Below are 16,402 nucleotides of genomic sequence, written 5' to 3'. Positions count from 1 at the left end.
TCGATTTGCCAGGCTGCGATTAATCATGCCGCTTTGCGTCTGCCGGCAGCTTATCGAACAAGGGGTTTTTGGCGATCGCATAATGCTCCGGGTAATACACAGCCGCGAGATGTAAACCATGCGGGGGGGCGGTCATCGCAGCTTGGGAGCGGTCTTTAGTCTCCAAAAGTTCGGCAGTCCAATCCACCGGCCGCCGGCCCATACCGATTTCCATCAATACCCCGGCGATATTTCTGACCATATGATGCAAAAAGGCATTGGCGCATAGATCGATGATCACCCGCTGTTCGTCGCGATACACATCAATAAAATGCATCAAGCGGTTGGGGCTGACCGATTGACAACTCTGCGCCCTAAACGAGGAAAAATCGTGTTCACCCAGTAGCACCTGCGCGGCTTGATGCATAGCTCGCTCGTCCAGCGGCTGGTAACACCAGGTAGCCTGAGTTCTCAGCAAAGCCGACTTCATCGGCCGGTTCAGTATCACATACCGATAAGCGCGGGCGATGGCGCTGTAACGCGCATGAAAATCACCGAGCGCCAATTGCGCCCACGTGATGCGAATATCGTCGGGCAATTGGCTGTTACCGCCCATCAGCCAAGCATGCATGTCGCGCTCGACCTCACAATCGAAATGTACTACCTGTTCTAAAGCATGCACGCCGGCATCCGTGCGGCCCGCGCATAGTACGGTAATCGGTTGATTGGCGATTTTAGTCAAGGCTTTTTCCAACTGGCCCTGCACGGTCGCTTTACCGTCCTGCCATTGCCAGCCGGCGTAAGCACTGCCGTCGTATTCGATGCCTAAAACGATGCGCGGCATATCGGTTGCTGTTTATTCATGAATCCACACCCGGCAACCCACGGCAACCTGCTCGAACAAGCTGATCAGGTCGGCGTTACGCATGCGAATGCAGCCATGCGATTCCGGCTTACCTTGCATCAACTCGTCCGGCGTGCCGTGGACATAAATGTAGCGCCAGGTGCTGTCCACATCGCCGTAGCGATTTTTGCCGGGTTCCAGCCCGCCCAGCCACAGGATGCGGCTGAGAATCCAATCGCGTTGCGGATGCTGCGCGGCCAGCTCCGGCGTGTAGATTTCGCCGGTTGGCCGCCGGCCTGCCAGCACGCTGTTGATCGGCAGGCCGGCGCCGATTTTGGCGCGGATTTTATGCCAGCCGGTCGGCGTGCAGTAGCTGCCTTTTTTTTCGCCGGGGCCATTTTTTGCGGTAGAGACCTGATACTCGTTGAGCACCTCGCTGCCGTGTACTAAGCGCAGGCGTTGCTCGGCAATGGAGATGTCCAAATAAGGCGCTGCAAAGTGATAGCGCTGCGTTGCCGCAGAACCTGAAGTCATTTCACAAACAAGGCTATCGATTCGACATGCGCGGTTTGCGGGAACATGTCCATCACCCCGGCCTTGACCAGCTTGTAGCCCAGCTCATTCACCAAAATTCCGGCATCGCGGGCCAAGGTAGATGGGTTGCAGGATACGTAAACGATGCGCTCCGGTTGCCAGTGTTTCAAGTTGTGTAACACTTCCGAAGCACCGGCCCGGGAAGGGTCCAGCAGCACCTTGGTAAATTTTTGCTTGGACCAGGGTTGGTCCTTCAAGTCCTTAGTCAGATCGGCGACATGAAATTCAACATTATCCAGATTATTCAACTTGGCATTTTCCCGAGCGTGCTTGACCAGCGGCAAGTCGCCTTCCACACCGACGACCTGACCCGCCTGGGTCGCCAGCGGTAAAGTGAAATTGCCCAAGCCGCAGAATAAATCCAGTACCCTGTCTTCCTTGGTCAGTTCCAGCGCTGCCAAGGCCCGTGTCACCATTTTCTGATTGATCTGGTAATTGACCTGAGTAAACATCGCCGGGCGGAAATTGAACTTAACGCCTTGTTCGGCTAGCGCGTAACTCGGAATGACTTCCGGCTCGCCGTCCAAAGGCACGATGGTATCCGGACCCTTCGGCTGCAAACAAATGCTGACCTGATGTTGATGGGCAAATTCGCGCAGCCTTTGTTTATCGGCATCGGTCGGTGGCTCCAGCACCCGAAACGCCAGTACGCATTCCTTATCGCCAATCGCCACTTCGATTTGCGGAATTTTGTCTTTCACCGTCAACCCGGCGATCATCTCGCCCAAAGCAATCAGCTTCTCGCCGACGATGGAGTTCATCACTTTACAGCTATCGATTTCCGCTAAAAACGGATTGCGCCGCTCGCGAAAGCCCACCAATACCCTATTCTTTTTTGCCACCCATTTCACGCCCATCCGCGCCTTGCTGCGATAACCCCAATGCGGGCCAGTCAAAGCTTCCCAGATTTGCGGAATCTCGACTTTACCGATGCGACGGAACTGATCGCGCAGTAAATCCTCTTTGAAGTTGATCTGTTCGGCGTCATCGACATGTTGAAAACTGCAACCGCCGCAACTGCCGAAATGCGGACAAGCCGGTTCGACCCGGTGCTCAGACCGGCTGATCAGATTGACCACTTTGCCTTCTGCATAGTCTTTACGACTGTCGGTGTAGACAAATTCCAGCGTTTCGCCGGGCAAGGCTTCGTCGATAAACACGACTTTGCCATTGACGTGGCTGACGCCACGGCCATCGTGGGACAAAGATTCTATGGTAACGGTGACGGGGTCTAACGGGAGTTTTTTCTTGTGGGCCATTGTGCTCGATTGGGTGGGTTGGGTTAGCGCGGTGTAACCCAATATAAAGCTGCGTTGTTTAGGTTGGAAAAATGCCGGTGGATAAATAGCGGTCGCCCCGGTCGCAGACTATCGCCACGATCAAGGCATTTTCAATTTGTTGGGATAATTGCAAAGCCGCGTAAACCGCACCGCCAGAAGATACGCCGGCAAAAATACCCTCTTGTGCAGCCAAGGCTCGGGTGGTGTTTTCCGCGTTCAGCTGATTGACTTCGATGATGCTATCCACCCGCACAGCGTCGTATATTTTAGGTAAATATTCCTTAGGCCAGCGGCGAATACCCGGGATTTTCGATTCGCCTTCCGGCTGCACGCCGATGATTTGAACCGCGGGATTTTGTTCTTTCAAATACCGGGAGGTCCCCATGATGGTGCCGGTGGTGCCCATGGAACTGACGAAATGCGTAATCTTACCCTGCGTGTCGCGCCAGATTTCCGGACCGGTGCCTTCGTAATGCGCCAAAGGATTATCGGGATTGGCGAATTGATCCAGAATCCGTCCCTCGCCGCGCGCTTCCATGGCTCTTGCCAGATCGATGGCTGCTTCCATGCTGCCTTTGGCCGGCGTCAGGATAATCTCCGCGCCGTAGGCTTTCATGGAGGCAATGCGCTCAGCGCTCATATTGTCCGGCATGATCAAGGTCATCTTATAACCCTTAATCGCCGCCGCCATCGCCAAGGCAATACCGGTATTGCCGCTAGTGGCTTCGATCAAGCGATCGCCGGGTTTGATCTCGCCGCGCGCTTCGGCGTGTTGAATCATGCTTAAGGCTGGCCGATCTTTCACCGAACCAGCCGGATTGTTACCTTCCAGCTTCACCAAAATAGTATTGCCACCGGCGACCGGCAGGCGTTGCAAACGCACCAATGGCGTATTTCCGACAAAAGATTCTATGGTTGGGAAGTTCATGACTTTAACGTCCGGTTAAGTTTACGGCGGCGATTATAGCAAGTTCCAGACCTCAAGCGCCGCTGTAACCCAAGGCCAAAAAATTTCATTTATAATCGACTGACCCCAATCAAACTAGCAGCCGACATGGAATCCATCGATTTAAATAGTCCCGAGCTTTATATCAACCGCGAACACAGCTTATTGGAGTTTAACTTTCGGGTGCTCGCGCAAGCCCTGGACGAAACGCTGCCGCTATTGGAACGGCTGAATTACTTATGCATTTCTTGTTCCAATCTGGATGAGTTTTACGAAGTACGTGTCGCCAGCTTGATACAAATGGCGGAAATGGACCCCAATCTGGTCAGTTCCGACGGCTTAACCATTAACGAGCAATTCGACAAAATCTCGATCAAAGCCCACGAACTGGTCGCAGAGCAATATCGCGTGCTTAATGAGGTACTGATCCCTTGCATGGAGGCCGAGAATATCCGCTTCTTGCGGCGCGACCGTTGGAGCCCGGCACAAAAAGCCTGGCTGGAAAAATATTTCAACGAAGAGCTATTGCCGATTCTGACCCCAGTCGGGCTCGATTCCGCCCACCCGTTTCCGCGCATCCTGAATAAAAGTTTAAATTTCATCATCTCCCTAACCGGCAAAGATGCGTTTGGCCGTAACAGCGGCCGGGCGGTTTTGCAGGCACCGCGCGCCCTACCCCGCATCGTGCAATTACCTGTTACCGAGACCGATAGCGGGCCTTACGATTTTGTGTTTCTGTCCTCCATCATTCATGCGTTCGTCAACGAGTTGTTCAACGGCATGATGGTCAAGGGCTGTTATCAATTCCGGGTCACCCGCAACAGCGATTTTTTCGTCGACGACGACGCGATCGACGACTTGATGCTGGCTGTGGAAGGCGAACTGGCGATGCGCAATTACGGTGATGAAGTACGTCTGGAAATCGACGGTAATTGTCCCGAAGAGACCGTGAATTTCTTGTTGGCGCGCTTTGATTTGAAACCGGACCGCTTATTTTTAGCCAACGGTCCGGTCAATTTAAGCCGGATGCAAACCATCTTGAGCATGGTCGAACGGCCCGATCTTAAATTTACGCCGTTCAAATCCAGCGTGCCGCCCGCGCTAGGGCGCAATAAGGATATTTTTGCCAGCATCCGCAAACAGGATATTTTGTTGCACCATCCGTACGAGTCGTTCTCGCCTGTGGTGGATTTCATTCGCCAGGCCGCTGCCGATCCAGATGTATTAGCCATAAAACAAACCTTGTACCGCACCGGCGTGGACTCGCCTATCGTCGCGGCCTTGATCAAAGCCGCCCGCGCCGGTAAGGAAGTCACGGTGGTCATCGAGTTGCGGGCGCGTTTCGATGAAAAGGACAACATTGGTCTGGCCGCAAAACTGCAAGAAGCCGCGGCTCACGTGGTGTACGGCGTGGTAGGGTATAAAACCCACGCCAAAATGTGCATGGTTTTGCGCAAGGAAGGCAGCACATTACGCAATTATGTGCATCTGGGCACCGGCAACTACCACCCTAAAACTGCCCGGCTTTATACCGACTACGGATTATTTACCTGCGAAAAAGAATTGGGCGAAGACGTGCGCCGGGTATTCATGCAATTGACCAGTTTGGGCAAGGTCAGCAAACTGAATAAGCTGCTGCAATCGCCGTTCACTTTGCACCACGGCATCCTGAAGATGATTGATAGAGAAATCGAGCATGCCAAAAAAGGCAAGCCGGCCAGGATTATTATCAAGGTCAATGCCGTAGTCGAGGAACAGGCAATTCAAGCGCTGTACCGCGCCTCGCAAGCCGGCGTGGAAATCAAAATGATCGTGCGCGGCGTCTGTTGCTTGCGGCCGGGCGTGCCGGGGGTTTCAGAGAATATCGAAGTACGCTCCATCGTCGGCCGCTTCCTGGAACACACCCGCATCTATGCGTTTTGTAACGGCGGCGATTGGGCGGTTTACGCATCCAGCGCCGATTTAATGAACCGCAATATGTTCCGCCGCGTGGAGGTCTGTTTCCCTATCGCCGACAAACGGATTGCCGAACGCATTCTTAACGACCTGGATGCGTATCTCAGAGATAACGCCCAAGCCTGGCAATTGCAAAGCGACGGCCAGTACCGGCATTTGCGCGCCGACGATCAAGCCATTTATCAAGTGCAGAGCGAACTGCTCAAAGCGTTTTGCGGATAGGATAAGCCATGAGTCAAAAACCCCGCCAAATCCGGCAAGTGGTGCTGGATACCGAAACCACCGGCATCAACCCCAAGGAAGGCCATAAGATTATCGAAATCGGCTGCGTGGAACTGATTAACCGCCGTTTGACCCGTAATCATTTCCACGTCTATCTGAATCCGGACCGGGAAATCGATGCCGGCGCCATCGAAGTGCATGGCATCACCAACGAATTTTTAAAAGATAAGCCGCGCTTCGCCAATGTCGTCGAAGACTTTATGCGCTTTACTCAGGGTGCGGAGCTGATCATTCACAACGCACCGTTTGACGTCGGCTTTTTGAATCACGAATTGGCGCTATTAGCCGGGGAAGAACGCCGCGTCGAAACCAATAGCACCGTGTTCGACACCCTGGCTTACGCCCGGAAAAAACACCCCGGCGCGCGAAACAGTTTGGATGCCTTATGTAAACGCTACGGCATAGACAACAGTCACCGCGAATTGCATGGCGCTTTACTCGACGCGGAAATCCTGGCGGACGTCTATTTATTGATGACCGGAGGCCAGGCTTCCTTGCTGGATGAAGGCGATCACACCGGCAATGGCGGCGAACAGGCTATCGTTAGACTATCGGCCGACAGAGCACCATTAAAAATCATTGCTTGTAGTAGCGAGGAAGAACTGGCGCACCAACAACGCTTGGCAAAAATCGCCAAAGTCAGCGGCAATTGTTTGTGGCAACAGTAGTGTGACCGTCTTTTAAACGCCCCCGCTTTCAAAAACCCCAAAACTCAGTGTCTTCAAATGAAAAAAGCGGTGCGCTCGGCGGCGGTTCGATGACCAACTCGCTGAGCGGCATCGGTTTATGCACGCCGTAGCCTTGGGCATAGTCGACGCCTATGGTTTTTAAAACCTCTCTAATCTCATTGCTTTCGACGTATTCAGCGATGGTCGTCAAGCCCAGGGAATGAGCGATTTCATTCATGGATTTAACGATGGCAACATCGGCTTTGTCGTTTAATATGTCTTTGACAAAGGCCCCGTCTATTTTCAGATAATCGATATTCAAGTTCTTCAGATAGGAATACGACGAATAGCCTGACCCGAAATCATCCAATGAAAACTTACAATTAAACTGCTTGATGGCTTTGATGAAACTATTTGTTAAATAAAAACTTTCCGCTGCAACCGTTTCCGTGACTTCGAACGTCAGTTTATTTGTGGGCACGCTGGTTGATTCCAATATTCCTTTAAGAAACCCTAAAAATTCTTCGCTGTTAATAGATTGTCCGGACAAATTGATCGCAAAGCCATCAATATGATCGAAATAATGTCTATTATTTTCAATCCACATAAGCACATTGGTAATGACCCATTGATCAATTTCCGGCATACGCTTACAGCGTTCCACAGCAGGTATGAAATGATCGGGTGGAATAATATTATCGTTTTCGTCTTTAATACCCAGCAAAATTTCGTAATGTTGATGACTGGCACTGGTTTCATCGACCGCGGTAATCATTTGGCAACGTAAAAACAACCTATTCTCGGAAAATACCTTGTCAATATTGCCTATCCATTCGTATATTTTATTTTGACGTTTTAAATTCTCGTCATCATGCGTAAAAAGCAAAACATTATTCGGACCGGAACGCTCTGCCGACATGCTGGCGGTATCGGCATTTTGTAACAACTCGTTAACGTCAAAATTGTTCTGTTCGAACGGCACCAAACCGATACTCACACCGATGGTATAGCTTTTATCTTGCCATTGAAACCGCGATTCACTAATGACTTTTAACAGTTTTTTGGATAACTCATAAGCAGTTTGCGCGCCGCAATCTTTTAGCAGCACTGCGAAAGATTTATCGCCGATTCGCGCGAATAAGTCGCCATCACGCAACTGCTCGCTGATTAAATGCGTGAGCGTTTTTAAGAATTGTTTGCCGCCAGCGACGCCGCAAACATTAGTAATGACGCGAAAATCCAAAACCTCTATATGACCCAAGATATGGCCGGTACTGTCGAGTTTAACGAGCTCGATTTTTAGCTGTTTAACAAACTCGTCTTTAGTGAGTAAATCGGTTTCCGCGTCATGCGTAGCGTTATAAATCAGCTTGCTATGCATGTTTTGCAACATTTGGTTAGTCGCGCGATCCATTAAAGGCACATCCAGGCTTTCTATTCTATTCGCTCCGCCATTTTCCAAAAGTAGTGCCAACTCGGTCTTATTAAGCTCTAACTTAGTCAGTCCATCGCGATTAACAAAAACGCAAATTGGTAAAATATCGCCTATCCAAACCAGTTTCATCGGTTCAAAACCTTCGGAGCCTCTATAGATTATCAGCCATTCGCCCACCTGTAATTGTGAAACTTGCGCTGCCCATTCAGATTCTATAATGTCCTGCATGGATCTAGGCGCGGGAATTCTGACGGTATCCATCGGCTTCCTAACTTTTGGCACACCGCTACCCACCAGTAACGCAAACAATTCTTCAATAACATTATCGCGTTTGAATAAGTTTGGACAAACCGTACCTAGATTCTCTTCGATAAATTTGAGTGTGGTATGAATGCTGACCGATTGCATATTCAGAAACGAATCCTGTTCGTAAAGCCAAAATAGTAAATCGTCAATTACTTTGAGATAAGAGGCTTTTTCCTCAGGCTTAGCTTCCTTATTTAATTCGGCAATCACTAACAGGTCTTGCCATCCAGCGCCAAGTAGCGTGGGAATAATCGATGGTACAGAACGGCCGGCTATACGTTTATCAACTTCCTGCTGAATAGTTAGCCTTGCCGCCTCCAATTTTTGTTGGCCTTCGTAAGGCTCTATTATGCGTTTGACGTTGGTTTCATTGGATTTTGTCCACTGCTTAGTGACGCTATCCAATTCATGCTCGACTTCAGTGAAAACATTAGGATTGCTAATGGACTCAGCGGAAATCCGCGCTATTGCTTTTTCTACAGTATTTTTTATATTAGTATTTTTGATTACCCTATTGCTTTTAATCGCAGGTTCCAGAACAGCTAGTTGATTCAGTATTTTTCGGGCTGGGTGAGACTCGGAATCCAGAAAATCATTACCTTGCATGGGCAATGACAATAGAGGTAAATGAATACTTTCCAAATAATCTTTAATGTCTTTAGAAAACTCAAGCTCACCAAACAAGGCATCAAAAAACCTACCATACAGTTCAAGACGCTGAACATCGTTTGCGGCCAACGATTTTGCCTCCGGATTATCAGCTTGTAATTTATCGGCAAGGCTTTTTTGCAGTGTTGTAGTATCTAAATGAAGGCCCGATTTGGCGGTTATATCCTTTTGGATTTTCGCAATCGCAGATAAAACTTCCGCTGGGTCGAATACTTGCTGGACATTATTGACAGGCAGGGTATTTTCCTTGCGCTGGGTATCGGTAGATACGGCCATTGTTTCAGTTAACAGGTTCAGTAATTTGCCTGTAACCTGGCTTAAAGGTTGAATAGCTTTGTGAACGACCAGCGGTTCGGCATCCAAATAGTCATTGAAATAAACCTGCTGTTTATCGCTATTTTTTGTATCAAAAACGGAGCCGCTCTGCTTACTATGAACGGGCATTTGCAATCGCGCGGATTCAAACTTAGCTAAAGTCGCAGCTGCTTGCTTATAAAAACCCGGTAATTCGATAATTAATATTTTTTCGAAGCAATTATAAATTGCCTTTTTTATATTACTCCCCAGCTCTAACTGCAAGAATATTTCCCTAAAACTATCACATAAAACCGCCGGACCAATTGGATTATTAACCGCATTATCAAATATACCAAACACCCTGCATAATTCTCTAACTAACAGATTAAGCTCGTCGTCAAAATAGTTTTTAAGCTTTCTGATAGTAGCCGACATATTCAACCAGTCTTCAAAGTCGTCTTTTTCGATTAATGAAAGCGAATCATGATATAAAGCATCTGAGTTTTTTTCGTTGTCACTGGAAATATAATCAACCTGATATATAACAGAACAACAAAATTCGCTACTAATAATCTCTCTATTCAGCTTTAGCGTGGTAATTAAGTCGTCAAAAGCCGATGGATTGGAAAAAAACTCAGCATGCGTGTTCGCAGCTTCCATGCAATCGCTCAGCGAATCAAAAAACCTATCGATTAATAAAGGCAAGCTTTCTATTAGAAATTGTTTAAATGTGTTTTTATAATTTTCTTGATTTAAATTGTCTGGTGAAGTATCTAAATTGTCATTCGTTGAGGAAAGCGATCCAACATTTGCTATTTTTCTTAACGCATTAAACGTGGTGGCGGGCATCTGTTCAGTGACAAGTCCTACTCCCGTCGAGCCGATATGCGTTATTTGTGCATCTACTTCAAAAGTTTTTAGCTCAAACTCTAATTGAATAGAAAAGCGGATTTTTATATTTTTATGCAAAACAATCTGCGGATGAGTTTTATCAAAAACCAGATAAAATCCACCGCTACAAAAATCCAGAATACGGCATTCCAGTGTATCAGTTTGGTCGATTATCAATAAAGCGTTTAGATCAATCGCATACCTGATATAGCGACGTCTTTTGCTTTTTTTAATACTAGCAGACATAAATCAGATGAAATAGTAAAAACTACCGTAGTAATAGACACCGACCGTATTCTTTAAAAAGGCCGTTGTAAACTCCGTAAATAGACTAATTGAAATTATTTAACGAAGCGGATATGTATTTATTTAAGCACTATCTATCTAACGACAATACTGGTGTGGATACTATACCACGATAGGCTTGAGTGCGGTCCCGGCTGGTTGTCAAGTTTAGACCAGTTCAGGCGAATATTTAGCGCACAAAAAGCGTGGTTTCAACGGTTACTTGAGTCTCGCCAGGGTCTATAGTTCAACAGCTTCAAGCACTCACGACACTACCCAAGTTTCGGCGAATGTTTTGCGCGATTTTGCTTGCCGATTGCGTCTGAGTTTGGGATAAATAAAAAAACCTGACAACAAACCCCAAAGTGGACATCTATGAATTACTGGCTGATGAAATCAGAACCCGACACCTTCGGCATCGACGACTTGTTTAACCGACCCGAACAAGTCGAGCATTGGGACGGTGTGCGCAACTACCAGGCGCGGAACATGATGCGTGATGACATGAAAATCGGCGATCAGGTATTTTTTTACCACTCCAACTGCGACGAACCGGGTATCGTCGGTATCATGCAAGTGGTGCGCGAAGCCTATCCCGACTTTACCGCGTTCGACCCGGACGATAAGCATTTTGACCCGAAAAGTAATCCGGACAAACCTACTTGGTACATGGTCGATGTAAAGTTTGTCAGAAAGCTATCGCGTAACATCAGTCTGCGCGAACTGAAACTGAAAACCGAACTGGCCGACCTGGCTTTGCTGCGCCGAGGGAACCGGTTGTCCATCATGCCGGTGAATGCTGAGCAATGGGCATTTATCCTTAGTTTGGAATAAGACTAAACATTGGGATCCTTTAGGGACACGCTCATAACCGTCACGCGGTGGTCGCGATAATATTCCTCGGCCATCGCTGTCCAGCCAAGTTTTGCATAGAAACCAGCCTGATCCGGCGTGAACAGATAGAGCTTGGCAACGCCGGCTGTCTTAGCTTGCAACATGACATGTTTTACCAACTCTGAGCCGATGCCCTGCCGGCGGAATTCGGGGGCCACGTAAACACTGGCTAACCATGGCGTCAGTTCCGGGCGGGTATCCATATCGCTTTCTATGATGGCTGCCGAGCCGGCTAGCTGGTCTTCATGTTTGTATATGAAGGTACTCGGTATTAGTTTGTTGCTTAAATAAGCCTGCATTTTTTCGATGCGGTGTTCCAAGGCTTGGCCGGGATTCAGATCGGCCCATTCGGCGTGGTGCCATTGGGCTAGGGTTGGGATTTGGTGGGGTTCTTGGGAGAGGTTGATGATGGTCATTGTTGTATCTACGGTATAAACGTTTTCGACCAGACTGAATACAATTTCGAGGTGTCGCTATCGCGACGGCTTCTTTAGAAGTCGGTTCTCGGACCGACAGCCGAGATACTTTTCTTTGCTTGTCCAAAGAAAAGTATCCAAAAGAAAAGACACCCGGATTTCGCCCTGATCCTGCGCTTCACAGTTTTTTGCAGGGGTTGGCGAAAGGGGCTTCCTGCCCCTTCGCCAACGAGCGGCATCCCTGCCGCTCCCCTATCGGGCTAATCCTGCAAAAAACTGCGATGCTCGGGGTCGAAATACGGGACCAAAACCCACTCCCAAGGGAAAGCTGTCGTAATAATTAAAACCATCCCTTCTCCCCCAGGGAGAAGGGATGGATGAGGGAGTCCAAACAAATGCTGCAAGAATTTTCCCCCTCACCCCAACCCTCTCCCGCAAGGAGAGGGAATGTTAAGACCATGAGAATACATTAATCCCCTGCTACACAGCGACGGCATTCCCCCGTATGCCGCGCCGAGCACCGGAGCTTTTATCGAGAACAGCCCGAAGGGGCACCGCATGGATGCGGTGCGTCGGCGGAGGGGCTGGGAAGCCCCTTCTGCCGACCCTCGATAAAAGCTTCGGAGCGCAGGATATAAGCGGCATCCGGGCCGCCTTTTCTTTGGATACTTTCTTTTCGACTGCATGGATGCAGGAGGTAGGGCAACGCATGGAGCAGTTGCCGAGGCGGAGCAAAAGAAAGTATCTCGCCTTCGGGTGCGAGAACCCGATTAAATCAAGCTTCGCGACAGCGACACCTTACCTTAGAGATCATTTCCAAAATTAGGTATTGATTTGCTTGATCGCCCTACATTTTGGGAAGCCAGTACAACCCCAAAATTGTTTGCCCTTATTGGCACCGTTTCTTGCTGTTCTTATGACCATAGATTTACCACAGTTCGGACATGAGTTTTCATGATGCCGAGTCTGTTTGGCCTGAACAATATTTTTAACGTGCTCTACGTGGCGCCTATGTGTTCTGTTAGTTGGTTCCAATCGTCCAAATTGTAATCTGGCAAAAATCTCGTGAACCTGACTATCACTAAAAAGTAACTGAGTTTTACTTTCTATGAAGCGAATAAATTCTCCGGCGTAGACAACATTGGCTGGCATTGTCGTTTTGAAAGAGCTATCTCCAACAAATACAACGAGCGAAAATATCTTTTCTGGATCAAGCGCTAAAAATCGTTGTAATGCCTGAGTATGCTTGTAATTCTGATGTAACGGATTTTGAAATTTAGTTGTGTGACGGTAAATCTTTTGCGTCCAAATTTTCTGATTGGCGTCCCCGAATATCCAGCCCTTCATATTCTTGGTTTCGATAACAAATACACCATAACGGGACACTATTACATGGTCTATTTGTGTACTGCCACTTTCCGTAGCCAACGTTACGTTTTTAATCAGTTTGTATATGTCTTTGTCCAGCAAGAATTTCGCTGCCAAATTGACTTGTCCTTCGCCAAACGCCCCTTTGATAACTGAAGATTTAAGAACGCTTACAACAATAGCGAGTAGTATCAACCACCAAAAATTGCTTATCAATGGCCCAAAAATTTGTACCAAAACCGCTGAGGTGTTCATTTGTGAGCTTATTTTGGTTGACTAGCTAAGTACATGATCTGCCTAGAAACCCTCACCAAATCCTCCTCCGTATCCACCCCCGCCTCCGGCGTCTTATCAACTACCCGAACCAACACCCTCTCCCCATGCCAAAGTATCCGCAGCTGCTCCAACGACTCGACACACTCCAGCGGTGACGCCGACCAACTGCAATATCGCTGTAAAAATCCAACGGTGTAGGCGTACATGCCGATATGTCTGAGATGCGGCAAACTAGATGAAGCTGGATCGTGTTTATCGGGAAACGTGGCTCGGTTCCAAGGAATCGCCGCCCGGCTAAAATACAAGGCATAACCATTTTTATCCAACACCACCTTAACCGCATTCGGATTGAAAATTTCCTCCACGTCCAAAATCTTAGCCGCCAAGGTGGCAATCCCAGCCTGTTCCTGTCCAGCCAGCGCCAACGCCGCATCGCGAATATATGTCGGCGGAATCAACGGTTCATCGCCTTGCAGATTGACGACGATCTGTTCGTCGGCCCAGCCCATGATCCGCGCTACCTCGGCGATGCGTTCGGTGCCGGACTGGTGGTTCGGATCGGTCATCACCGCTTGCAAGCCCAAGTCGCTGACCGCAGCGAAGATACGTTGATCGTCGGTTGCCACTACCACTTGCTCGGCGTCGGCCTCCAGTGCCCGTTCGCACACATGCACGATCATCGGCTTGCCGGCGATGTCCAGCAAGGGTTTACCCGGCAAGCGGGTGGAGCCGTAGCGGGCCGGAATAACGACTTTGAAACCGCCGCTCATTTACGCAGGGCGTCCGCTTCTTCGAAACTCAATTCTCGGGCTTCATCTTCCAACATCACCGGAATATCGTCGCGGATCGGGAAGGCTAAATTGTCGGCCTTGCAGATCAACTCCTGTTTGTCTTTGTCGTAAATCAAGGAGCTTTTGCATAGGGGGCAGGCCAGAATCTCGAGCAGTTTTTTATCCATGAGCTTTATCTTTGAGTAGTTTTAACAGTTGTTGGGAAAATGCCTCGGGCAGTTCGGCATCGATAGGTAAATACCAGTGCTGGTCGGTCGCGAAGCGGGCGCATTTCACTGCGTCTTTTTCGGTCATAATCACCGGTCGCGGCTCTTTAAATTGCAAGTCTTCGGCGGTAAACGGATGGTGGTCGGGCAAGGCGTGGGTTTGACAATCCAGTCCGGCGGCCGCCAATTGCGCAAAGAAGCGAGCGGGATTGCCTATCGCCGCTACGGCGTGGCAAGCCAGGCCTTTGAATTCGACCAGCGGTTTTCGTTCGCCGGTTTTCATGTTGATCAGTTGTTGGCCTTTGCAGTGCATCGGCAATTCGCCTTCCAGCAATTCATCCGGGCCGTTGACGACCACCAAGTCCACTTGCTTGACCCGTTCCTGCGGCTCGCGCAGCGGTCCGACCGGCAGGCAATAACCGTTACCAAAACGGCGCTGACCGTCTATCACGACGATTTCGATGTCGCGCTCCAATGCGTAATGCTGCAAACCGTCGTCGGAAATCAGCACGTCGCAGGCGTTACTTGATAGTAATTGCCGGCCGGCCGCGACTCGATCCGCGCCAACCATAATCGGACAAGCGCAACGCTTGGCTAACAACACCGCTTCGTCACCCACTTGCGCTGGGTCGCTATCACAGGTTACGGCTTGCGGACTGGTAGTCGCGCCGGCATAACCGCGGCTGATCACGCCGGGTTTGTAGCCGTGTTGTTTCAGAAATTCGACCATCCAGATCACCAACGGCGTTTTGCCGGTGCCGCCCACCGTGATGTTGCCGACAATAATCACCGGCACCGGCAGTCTGGTTCTTTTCTTGAGGCCGACCCGATAGGCAAACCTGCGTAAACGTACTGCGTCGACATACAACATCGACAGCGGCATAAACCAAGCAGAGATGTACATTTCCTTGTACCAGGCATCTTCAAACCATTTCACTAATTTCGGGTTCATTATTTTTCCGGGCGGTTGATAGCAAAAGTGATGTGGTGAAAGCCTAATTGATTGGCAACATCCAAGGCGCTGACCACGGCTTGATGCGGGGCTTTGCCGTCGGCGCTGATGATGAACGGCAACAATCTGGACTCGCCGGCAGTTTGTGCCAAAGCCGCTTTCAAGCCGTCCAGGTTTTGATTCACCAGCTCATGAAACTGGTTGTCGTCACCGGCCAAGGCATAAGTACCTTTGGCATCGACGTATAAATTGATGGTCTTAGCCTGCTCCGTGGCGTCGCTGCCTTGGGCTTCCGGCAGGTTGATCTTCAATTCGGAGTGATGACGAAAAGTGGTGGCGACCATAAAGAAAAACAGTAAAACCAGCAACACGTCTATCATTGGGATTAAGCCGATATCGACCTGCGTACGGCGTTTGCGGCGGAATTGCATTAAATGTCCTCGCGCGCGCCTTGCATGATGTCGATCAGGCGCAAAGATTCTTCTTCCATCCGCACCACATGATCATCAACCAGACGCTCGAAATAACGGTGGAAAAACAGGCTGGGAATCGCCACGGTCAAGCCCGAGGCGGTACAAATCAAGGCTTCGGAAATACCGCCGCTCAGTACCGCGGGATCGCCCATGCCGCCAATCGCGATGTCGGAAAATACCCGGATAATCCCGTCCACGGTACCCAACAATCCCAATAACGGCGTAATGGATGCGATGCTGCCCAGTGCGTTTAAGTAGCGTTCCAGTTCGTGAGTCACCTGGCGGCCCACCTCTTCGATACTAGATTTCATGATTTCCCGGCCATGCTTGCGATTCAATAAGCCGGCGGCCAGAATCCGGCCTAGTGGCGAACTGAGTTTGATGCGCCGAATGGTCGGTTCGTCCAGCTTTTTATCCCGATGCAATTGCCAAATGTACGGCACCAAATCGGCGGGAATGATGCGTTTGCGCTGCAAAGACCAAAAGCGTTCGCCGATGATCGCCATCGCCACGATGGAACACAAGATGATCGGCGCCATCATCCAGCCGCCGTTTTTGATTACTTCAAACACGTTGTCTATCCCTCTTTCCTGA

15 protein-coding genes are annotated in these 16,402 nt (G+C 49.4%); 3 read left to right on the top strand and 12 right to left on the bottom strand.

The features are described from left to right. Nucleotides 1–19: 19 nt before the first annotated feature. The 4 genes from truA to cysM are packed head-to-tail and all read right to left on the bottom strand — an operon-like array spanning nt 20 to nt 3,625. Nucleotides 20–823, bottom strand: coding sequence for a tRNA pseudouridine(38-40) synthase TruA (gene truA, locus ACWAU0_RS17685; RefSeq protein WP_458137441.1), 804 nt, complete (start codon nt 821–823; stop codon nt 20–22). A gap of 12 nt (nt 824–835) precedes the next feature. Continuing rightward, nucleotides 836–1,357 (bottom strand): L,D-transpeptidase family protein, encoded by a 522-nt coding sequence (locus tag ACWAU0_RS17680; RefSeq protein WP_415880786.1) that lies wholly within the window; start codon nt 1,355–1,357, stop codon nt 836–838. After that, nucleotides 1,354–2,676 carry a 23S rRNA (uracil(1939)-C(5))-methyltransferase RlmD gene (gene rlmD, locus ACWAU0_RS17675; protein WP_415880785.1) on the bottom strand — a complete coding sequence of 441 codons (1,323 nt, stop codon included), beginning with the start codon at nt 2,674–2,676 and terminating at the stop codon, nt 1,354–1,356. The genes ACWAU0_RS17680 and rlmD overlap by 4 nt, the downstream gene beginning before the upstream one ends. Nucleotides 2,677–2,734: 58 nt before the next feature. Next, complete coding sequence (gene cysM, locus ACWAU0_RS17670) at nt 2,735–3,625, bottom strand: cysteine synthase CysM (protein WP_319962826.1); 891 nt, start codon at nt 3,623–3,625, stop codon at nt 2,735–2,737. Between the two features lie 126 nt (nt 3,626–3,751). Between cysM and ppk1 the strand changes: the two genes are divergently transcribed. Both ppk1 and dnaQ read left to right on the top strand, forming a co-directional pair. Then, a complete protein-coding gene (gene ppk1 / locus ACWAU0_RS17665; protein WP_319962825.1) occupies nt 3,752–5,821 on the top strand; it encodes a polyphosphate kinase 1 in 2,070 nt (689 codons plus the stop codon). Nucleotides 5,822–5,829: 8 nt separating this feature from the next. Next, nucleotides 5,830–6,549, top strand: a complete 720-nt coding sequence (gene dnaQ, locus ACWAU0_RS17660; RefSeq protein ID WP_319962824.1) for a DNA polymerase III subunit epsilon — start codon at nt 5,830–5,832, stop codon at nt 6,547–6,549. A gap of 28 nt (nt 6,550–6,577) precedes the next feature. On the opposite strand, the gene ACWAU0_RS17655 is transcribed toward dnaQ, so the two are convergent. Then, nucleotides 6,578–10,393 carry a DUF1631 family protein gene (locus ACWAU0_RS17655; protein ID WP_458137440.1) on the bottom strand — a complete coding sequence of 1,272 codons (3,816 nt, stop codon included), beginning with the start codon at nt 10,391–10,393 and terminating at the stop codon, nt 6,578–6,580. A 414-nt stretch (nt 10,394–10,807) separates the two neighbouring features. On the opposite strand from ACWAU0_RS17655, the gene ACWAU0_RS17650 reads away from it, so the two are divergent. Further along, nucleotides 10,808–11,266 carry an EVE domain-containing protein gene (locus tag ACWAU0_RS17650; protein WP_458137439.1) on the top strand — a complete coding sequence of 153 codons (459 nt, stop codon included), beginning with the start codon at nt 10,808–10,810 and terminating at the stop codon, nt 11,264–11,266. A gap of 2 nt (nt 11,267–11,268) precedes the next feature. Here ACWAU0_RS17650 and ACWAU0_RS17645 read toward each other — a convergent pair whose 3' ends face one another. The 7 genes from ACWAU0_RS17645 to ACWAU0_RS17615 all read right to left on the bottom strand — a co-directional run bounded on the left by ACWAU0_RS17645 (nt 11,269) and on the right by ACWAU0_RS17615 (nt 16,380). After that, nucleotides 11,269–11,742: a GNAT family N-acetyltransferase gene (locus ACWAU0_RS17645; RefSeq protein ID WP_458137438.1), complete on the bottom strand. Its 474-nt coding sequence runs from the start codon at nt 11,740–11,742 to the stop codon at nt 11,269–11,271. Nucleotides 11,743–12,564: 822 nt separating this feature from the next. Continuing rightward, nucleotides 12,565–13,365 carry a nuclease-related domain-containing protein gene (locus ACWAU0_RS17640; RefSeq protein ID WP_458137437.1) on the bottom strand — a complete coding sequence of 267 codons (801 nt, stop codon included), beginning with the start codon at nt 13,363–13,365 and terminating at the stop codon, nt 12,565–12,567. An 8-nt stretch (nt 13,366–13,373) separates the two neighbouring features. Continuing rightward, a complete protein-coding gene (kdsB, locus tag ACWAU0_RS17635) occupies nt 13,374–14,156 on the bottom strand; it encodes a 3-deoxy-manno-octulosonate cytidylyltransferase (RefSeq protein WP_458137436.1) in 783 nt (260 codons plus the stop codon). After that, nucleotides 14,153–14,344 carry a Trm112 family protein gene (locus tag ACWAU0_RS17630; protein ID WP_033156289.1) on the bottom strand — a complete coding sequence of 64 codons (192 nt, stop codon included), beginning with the start codon at nt 14,342–14,344 and terminating at the stop codon, nt 14,153–14,155. The genes kdsB and ACWAU0_RS17630 overlap by 4 nt, the downstream gene beginning before the upstream one ends. Continuing rightward, entirely contained in the window at nt 14,337–15,335 is a 999-nt protein-coding gene (gene lpxK / locus ACWAU0_RS17625; RefSeq protein WP_458137435.1) for a tetraacyldisaccharide 4'-kinase, read from the bottom strand. The genes ACWAU0_RS17630 and lpxK overlap by 8 nt, the downstream gene beginning before the upstream one ends. Continuing rightward, nucleotides 15,335–15,766 carry an ExbD/TolR family protein gene (locus tag ACWAU0_RS17620; RefSeq protein WP_033156291.1) on the bottom strand — a complete coding sequence of 144 codons (432 nt, stop codon included), beginning with the start codon at nt 15,764–15,766 and terminating at the stop codon, nt 15,335–15,337. The genes lpxK and ACWAU0_RS17620 overlap by 1 nt, the downstream gene beginning before the upstream one ends. Next, a complete protein-coding gene (locus ACWAU0_RS17615) occupies nt 15,766–16,380 on the bottom strand; it encodes a MotA/TolQ/ExbB proton channel family protein (protein ID WP_036273364.1) in 615 nt (204 codons plus the stop codon). Before ACWAU0_RS17615 ends, ACWAU0_RS17620 begins: the two co-directional genes overlap by 1 nt. Nucleotides 16,381–16,402 lie beyond the last annotated feature (22 nt).

The organism is Methylomonas sp. Uni0009, from assembly GCF_054188105.3.
The sequence above is the reverse complement of the archived record's forward strand: the minus strand, read 5'-3'. Positions and strand labels throughout refer to the sequence as shown.